A 7,174-nucleotide genomic window follows, 5' to 3' on the forward strand; every position below is an offset into this window, starting at 1 on the left:
CGAGCGGAGGCCTCGTCCGCCGCGGTCACTTCCCGCGCGATCGCGAACCGCTCACGCACGCCGGGTCCGACCGCGTCGGGATGCGCGTCGATCCAGGTGCCGTGCGCCCGCCACGCCTCCGCGGCCTGCACCACGCGGAACGCCTCGAACCACGCGTCGAGAGGGCCGACCTCGACCTCCTCGACCGTCCCGGCGCACCAGGCGTCGAACGCCTCGCGCGTCGCCGGCTCCAGCAGCTGCAGGACCTCGACGGGGACCACCCGGCGGGAGGGCAGGAGCGGCGCGTCGTCGTCGAGGCACCAGCTGACGACGTGCTCCAGGGTCGCGCCCGTCCGGGTCAGCCAGCCCACCGTGTCGAACGAGGGCGCCAGCGGCAGCATCCCCTGCCGAGGCACCAGCCCGTGCGTGGTGCGCAGCCCCCACAGACCCTGGTAGCTCGCCGGCACGCGGACCGACCCGGCGGTGTCGCTGGCCAGGCCGACGTCCGCCTGCCCGGTGGCGACGGCGGTCGCGGGCCCGCTGGACGAGCCACCTGGGAGCGCTCCGGGGACGGCGCCGTTGACGGGGGTGCCGTAGTGCGGGTTGGCGCCCGCGATCGAGTACGCGAGCTCGTCGGTGCGGGCCAGGCCGCGGACGGACGCGCCTCCCTTGAGCAGGTCGAGCACCGCCGGGGCGTGCTCGCGCTCGCGGGCCGCCTCACGCAGCCACGTCGGGTTGCCCGCGCCGATCCGGTAGCCGCGGACGGCGAAGACGTCCTTGACGGCGACCCGCAGACCCAGCAGCGGGCCGGTGAACGCGCCCTGGTAGAGCGGGTCCCCGACCGTGCGCCACACGGACGTGTCGAAGCTCCGGGTCCGGCCGGTGACGTGCGCGGCCGTGATGCGCCAGCGGCCCTCGGAGAGCTGCCACACCTGCGTCTGCAGCCCGGATCCGCCGCCCTCGTAGCGGGAGGTCGCCACGATGAGCCAGCAGTCGTCGGCGAGCTGCCGGAACTCGACCCGGTCCAGCACCCGGGGCGCGATGCCGCCGCGCGTGCTGCGGAACGCGCTGATGGCGTCGTGCCCGACCAGCAGGCCGTCGCCGTCGCCGCGCAGCGTCAGCGGACCGGGGGCGAACGCGTCGTCCAGCGTCGCGACGTCGTCGGTGGCGAGCGCGTGCTCGTACGCGTCGAACGCCTCCTGCAGGTCCGCGGGCAGGCTCATCGGGCGAGCCCGTCGAAGTCGGCCACCCGGATCCGCGCGTGGGCCCCGCACACCTGGTCGACCACCTGCGAGATGTTGATGTCGGTGGCCGCCGAGAGGTACGCGTAGGCGAGATGCTCGTCGAGCCCCCAGCGGGCCTGGAGCAGGCCGAGCGCCGCCCGGACGCACTTGCGCACGGCCTCGCCCAGGTCCTTGTCGAGCCCGGTCGGGACCAGGTACTCCGGCGTCTCGACCAGCGGCCCCTCGAACGGTCCGAACCGGGCCAGCGCCTCGACCGCGGGCACCACGTCGAACCGGAGCGTGACCCGCAGCGACGCCTCCAGCGCGGTGAGCGCCACCTCGCCGTCGCCCTGCGCGAAGTGCGGGTCGCCCACGTACGCGAGCGCGCCCGGCACCTGCACCGGCAGGTACAGGGTGCTGCCCACCTGGAGCAGGTTGATGTCGATGTTGCCGCCGTGCGCACCCGGGGGCACGGAGTGCGGGCGCTCGTCGCCGGCCACCGCGACGCCCATGATCCCGAGGAAGGGGGCGAGCGGAAACTCGATCAGCCGCTCGCCGCCGTCGACCGCCGGCAGGCAGCCGACGTTCTCCCGCACCGTGGCGAACACGCTCACGTTCTGGGGCCCCCGCGGGAGCTCGCCGGCCAGCGCGCCGCGGCCGTGCCGGTTGGAGATGACCCCGTACGGAACGCGGGGGGTGGTCTCCAGCACGGTGATCGCCAGCAGGTCACCGGGCAAGGCGCCCTCGACGTGGATCGGACCGGTCACCACGTGTGGGCCGTCGGTGGTCTTCCGCGTCAGGGTGCCGACGATCTCGATCGCGTCGGTCAGCACGTCGCTCGGGGCCACCCCGTGGCCGGTGAAGTAGGCCAGCGGGTCGCTGCCCTGGTCGTCGAGCAGGCCCTCGTGGCTCACCGTGTCGATGGTGACCTCGGTGCCGGGCTCGATGCGCAGCACCGGCTCGTCGGCGCCGCAAGGGAGACGTCCCCACAGGACGGTCTGCGGGGTCGACGGCAGGTAGGCCGCCGCCCGGATCTCGCCGGCACCCGGCTGCAACGTTGCACTCATCGGTCCTGCACCCCCACGATGACGCGGTGAGGACCTGGGACGACGCGCGCCGACACCTGGTGCTCATGCTGGCTCTGACGTTCACGACCGGCATCGTCGACGCCGTCGGCTACCTGGGACTGGACCGCGTGTTCACCGCGAACATGACCGGCAACGTGGTGATCCTCGGCATGGGTCTTGCGGGGGCCGACGACCTGCCGGTGCTCGGCCCGGCGCTCGCGCTGGTCGGCTTCCTGGCCGGTGCCGCGGTGGGCGGACGGGTGCTGCGGACCGCACCGGCCGGCTGGTCGCACCGCACGAGCGGCACGTTCGCGGCCACCGGGGTGCTCGCGGTCGGGCTCGGCCTGGGCGCGCTCGTGGCGCCGCCGGTCGAGGGGACGGTGTGGGCGTTCGTCGTCACCGCGCTGCTGGCGGTCGCGATGGGGCTCCAGGCCGCGAGCGCGCGACGGCTGGCGGTCAAGGACGTGACCACGGTGGTCGTCACGTCCACGCTCACGGGTCTGGCGGCGGACAGCCGGCTGGCCGGCGGCGAGGGGAAGGGCTGGGCGCGCCGCTCGCTCGCCGTCGCGCTGATCCTGGTGGGCGCGGGCGTCGGGGCGCTGCTGCTCGAGGTCGGGGGCGAGCAGGGTGTGGGCGTGGGGATGCTGGTCGCGGGGGTGCTGGCGCTCACCGCGGCGGCGCTCGGGCACCGTCACCGCGAGGCCTGACGGCTCACGCACGGGCGACCTCCGGCAGGAGGACACGACCGGTCCCCGCAGCGGTCACGGCTCCGGCCTGCACGATCGGCGACCCGTGCAGCCACACCGTCCGCACGGCACCGGCGAGCGAGGCACCGTCGTAGGGCGACACCGGGTTCCGGTGCTCCAGCGCGTGCACGTCGACCACCCGCTGCTCGTCGGGCGCGAACGCCACCAGGTGCGCGGGCGCGCCGACCGCCAGCTCGCCCAGGTCCAGTCCCGCCACCCGCGCAGGCCCGGTGGTGACCAGCGGCAGCAGCCGCTCCAGGGCGATCCCGCGCCGGCGGGCCTCCGTCCACACGACCGACAGCCCGAGCTGCAGTCCCGCGATGCCGCCCCAGGACAGTCCGAAGTCGGCGTTCTTCAGGTCCGCGGTCGACGGCGAGTGGTCGGACACGATCGCGTCGATCGTCCCGTCGAGCACGGCCTCCCACAGCAGGTCCTGGTTGCCGGCGTCGCGGATGGGCGGGCAGCACTTGAACTGCGTCGCGGCGGCCGGCACGTCCTCGGCCCGCAGCGCGAGGTAGTGCGGGCAGGTCTCGACGGTCAGCGGGAGGCCGTCGGCCTTGGCGGCGCGGACCAGGTCGAGCGAACCGGCGTCAGACAGGTGCAGGACGTGCGCGCGGGCGCCGGTGCGCCGCATCGCGTCGATCACCCGGGCGATCGCGTGCCGCTCGCTCACGGCCGGCCGGCTGGCCAGGAAGTCCGCGTACCGGTCGCCCAGGGCGCCGTCGCCGCGCAGGTCGGCCGGGTCCTCGGCGTGCACGACCAGGACGCTGCCGAGCGTGGCCACCTCCGCGAGCGCGGCCTCCAGCTGCGCGGGGTCGAGGTGTCCGAACTCGTCGACGCCCGACGGGGTGAGGAACGCCTTGAACCCGCGGACGCCGGCGTCGTGCAGGGGCCGGAGCGACCCGAGGTTCTCCGGCACGGCCCCGCCCCAGAACGCCACGTCCACGGTCAGCTTGCGGGCGGTCGCCGCGCGCTTGGCGTCCAGTGCCCGGACCGTGGTGGTGGGCGGGATCGAGTTGAGCGGCATGTCGACCAGGGTCGTGACACCACCGGCAGCAGCCGCACGGGTAGCCGACGCGAAGCCCTCCCACGCGGTGCGGCCCGGCTCGTTGACGTGCACGTGGCTGTCCACCAGGCCGGGCAGAAGGACCTCGTCGGGGCCGAGCTCGACCTCCGCGACACCGGCCGGGACCGGTCCGTCGAGCGCGGTGATGCGCCCGTCGGTGACCGCGACCTGCGCGGGCTGCCACGCTTCGTCGACCCAGGCGCGGCGCGCGCGGACGACGAGGTCGGGCACGGTCATGGCGGCTCCCGGTGGTCGGCTGCTGCGTCAGGCTACGGCCACCGGCGACACCGCGTCCGCGTGGATCCGGAAACCGGCAGACACCGGGCAACCGGGGGCCGTCGTCACGCCTGCGGCGAACACGGGCAGTCCAGGCACCACCCCGCCGTTAGCATCGAACAACGCCGCCCCGTCGTCCCCCGGTGCGCCAGCCAGGGGAGCCGGCACGCAGCTCGTGAGGAGTGCACATGTTCGAGAGATTCACGGACCGAGCCCGTCGCGTGGTCGTCCTTGCCCAAGAAGAGGCACGGATGCTCAACCACAACTACATCGGGACGGAGCACATCCTCCTGGGCCTGATCCATGAGGGTGAGGGTGTCGCAGCCAAGGCTCTGGAGTCGCTCGGCATCTCGCTCGAGGCCGTGCGCGCCCAGGTGCAGGAGATCATCGGCGAGGGCCAGCAGGCTCCGTCGGGTCACATCCCCTTCACCCCGCGCGCCAAGAAGGTCCTCGAGCTGTCGCTGCGCGAGGCGCTGCAGCTGGGCCACAACTACATCGGGACCGAGCACATCCTGCTCGGCCTCATCCGCGAGGGCGAGGGCGTCGCCGCCCAGGTCCTCAACAAGCTGGGCGCGGACCTGAACCGCGTGCGCCAGCAGGTCATCCAGCTCGTCTCCGGCTACCAGGGCAAGGAGCCCGTCGCCGCCGGCGGTCCGCAGGAGGGTCAGCCCTCGGGCAGCGCCGTCCTCGACCAGTTCGGCCGCAACCTSACSCAGGCYGCGCKCGASGGCAAGCTCGACCCGGTCATCGGSCGYKMGAARGARATCGAGCGGGTCATGCAGGTGCTGTCCCGCCGCACCAAGAACAACCCGGTCCTCATCGGGGAGCCCGGCGTCGGCAAGACCGCCGTCGTCGAGGGCCTCGCGCAGGACATCGTGCGCGGCGACGTGCCCGAGACGCTGAAGGACAAGCAGCTCTACACGCTGGACCTGGGCGCGCTCGTGGCGGGTTCCCGGTACCGCGGTGACTTCGAGGAGCGCCTGAAGWAGGTGCTCAAGGAGATCCGCACGCGCGGCGACATCATCCTGTTCATCGACGAGATCCACACCCTCGTCGGGGCGGGTGCCGCCGAGGGCGCCATCGACGCCGCGAGCATCCTCAAGCCGATGCTGGCGCGCGGCGAGCTGCAGACCATCGGTGCCACCACGCTCGACGAGTACCGCAAGTACGTCGAGAAGGACCCTGCCCTGGAGCGTCGCTTCCAGCCGATCCAGGTGGCCGAGCCCAACCTGGCGCACGCGATCGAGATCCTCAAGGGTCTGCGCGACCGGTACGAGGCGCACCACCGCGTGTCCATCACGGACGCCGCGCTGGTCGCCGCCGCCACCCTGGCGGACCGGTACGTCAACGACCGCTACCTGCCGGACAAGGCGATCGACCTGGTCGACGAGGCCGGCGCCCGCCTGCGCATCCGCCGCATGACGGCTCCCCCGGAGCTGCGCGAGCTCGACGAGCAGATCGCCGAGACGCGCCGCGACAAGGAGTCGGCGATCGACGAGCAGGACTTCGAGAAGGCAGCCCGTCTCCGCGACGCCGAGAAGCAGCTCGGTCTCAAGCGCGTGGAGAAGGAGAAGGCCTGGAAGTCCGGCGACCTCGACGCGGTCGCGGAGGTGGACGAGGAGCTCATCGCCGAGGTGCTGGCGATCGCCACGGGCATCCCGGTGTTCAAGCTCACCGAGGAGGAGTCCAGCCGGCTGCTCCACATGGAGGAGAACCTGCACAAGCGCGTCGTCGGCCAGGAGGCGGCCATCAAGGCGCTCTCGCAGGCCATCCGCCGTACGCGTGCCGGGCTCAAGGACCCGAAGCGCCCCGGTGGGTCGTTCATCTTCGCCGGCCCCACGGGCGTCGGGAAGACCGAGCTGGCCAAGGCGCTCGCGGAGTTCCTGTTCGGTGACGAGGACGCGCTCATCCAGCTCGACATGTCCGAGTTCTCGGAGAAGCACACGGTCTCGCGGCTGTTCGGCTCGCCTCCCGGCTACGTCGGGTACGACGAGGGCGGCCAGCTCACGGAGAAGGTCCGTCGCAAGCCGTTCTCGGTGGTCCTCTTCGACGAGGTCGAGAAGGCGCACGCGGACATCTTCAACTCGCTGCTGCAGATCCTCGAGGACGGTCGCCTGACCGACTCGCAGGGCCGGGTGGTCGACTTCAAGAACACCGTCATCATCATGACCACGAACCTCGGCACCCGGGACATCGCCAAGGGCCTCATGACCGGCTTCCAGGCCGGCGGGGACCTGTCGACGTCGTACGAGCGCATGAAGTCCAAGGTCAACGACGAGCTCAAGCAGCACTTCCGGCCTGAGTTCCTCAACCGCGTCGACGACGTGGTCGTGTTCCCGCAGCTGTCCCAGCCGGAGATCTTCGCGATCGTCGACCTCATGGTCGCCAAGCTGGCCACGCGCCTGCGGGCCAAGGACATGGACATCGAGATCACGCCTGCGGCCAAGAAGCTGCTGTCGGAGAAGGGCTACGACCCGGTCCTGGGTGCTCGGCCGCTGCGCCGCGCCATCCAGCGGGACATCGAGGACGCACTGTCCGAGAAGATCCTGTTCGGCGAGCTCAAGGCCGGCCAGCTCGTGATCGTGGACGCCGAGGGCGAGGGTCTGCTCGGGGAGTTCACGTTCCGTGGCGTCCCGCGCGGAGCGCACCCGGCGGAGCCGGTCGCGGTCGGCGCCTCCTACGGCACGCCGGGATCGGGCACCGACCTGCCCGCGGCGGGCCCGGTCATCAGCGACGGTGGCACGGGGACGCTGCCCCAGGTGGGCTGACCCGCACCGCACGCACGGCGAACGCCCCGGTCCCTCGCGGACCGGGGCG

At 72.7% G+C, this 7,174-nt stretch carries 5 protein-coding genes; 2 read left to right on the forward strand and 3 right to left on the reverse strand.

The window, feature by feature from the left end; all coding sequences use genetic code 11:
* Together AC1DUQ_RS14195 and AC1DUQ_RS14200 are read right to left on the reverse strand one after the other, a co-directional pair.
* A partial coding sequence (locus AC1DUQ_RS14195; RefSeq protein ID WP_477074005.1) for an AtzH-like domain-containing protein occupies positions 1-1,202 on the reverse strand: 1,202 nt, incomplete at its 3' end.
* Positions 1,199-2,269: an acetamidase/formamidase family protein gene (locus AC1DUQ_RS14200; RefSeq protein ID WP_477060961.1), complete on the reverse strand. Its 1,071-nt coding sequence runs from the start codon at positions 2,267-2,269 to the stop codon at positions 1,199-1,201. The genes AC1DUQ_RS14195 and AC1DUQ_RS14200, both read right to left, overlap by 4 nt.
* Positions 2,270-2,295: 26 nt before the next feature.
* Between AC1DUQ_RS14200 and AC1DUQ_RS14205 the strand changes: the two genes are divergently transcribed.
* Positions 2,296-2,976 (forward strand): YoaK family protein, encoded by a 681-nt coding sequence (locus tag AC1DUQ_RS14205; RefSeq protein ID WP_477060962.1) that lies wholly within the window; start codon positions 2,296-2,298, stop codon positions 2,974-2,976.
* 4 nt (positions 2,977-2,980) lie between these two features.
* Here AC1DUQ_RS14205 and allB read toward each other — a convergent pair whose 3' ends face one another.
* On the reverse strand, positions 2,981-4,318 hold the full coding sequence (gene allB, locus AC1DUQ_RS14210) for an allantoinase AllB (RefSeq protein WP_477060963.1): 1,338 nt from the start codon (positions 4,316-4,318) through the stop codon (positions 2,981-2,983).
* A 227-nt stretch (positions 4,319-4,545) separates the two neighbouring features.
* Between allB and AC1DUQ_RS14215 the strand changes: the two genes are divergently transcribed.
* Positions 4,546-7,125, forward strand: a complete 2,580-nt coding sequence (locus AC1DUQ_RS14215; RefSeq protein ID WP_477074006.1) for an ATP-dependent Clp protease ATP-binding subunit — start codon at positions 4,546-4,548, stop codon at positions 7,123-7,125.
* Positions 7,126-7,174 lie beyond the last annotated feature (49 nt).

The organism is Cellulomonas sp. P4_B5_2 (assembly GCF_056402235.1).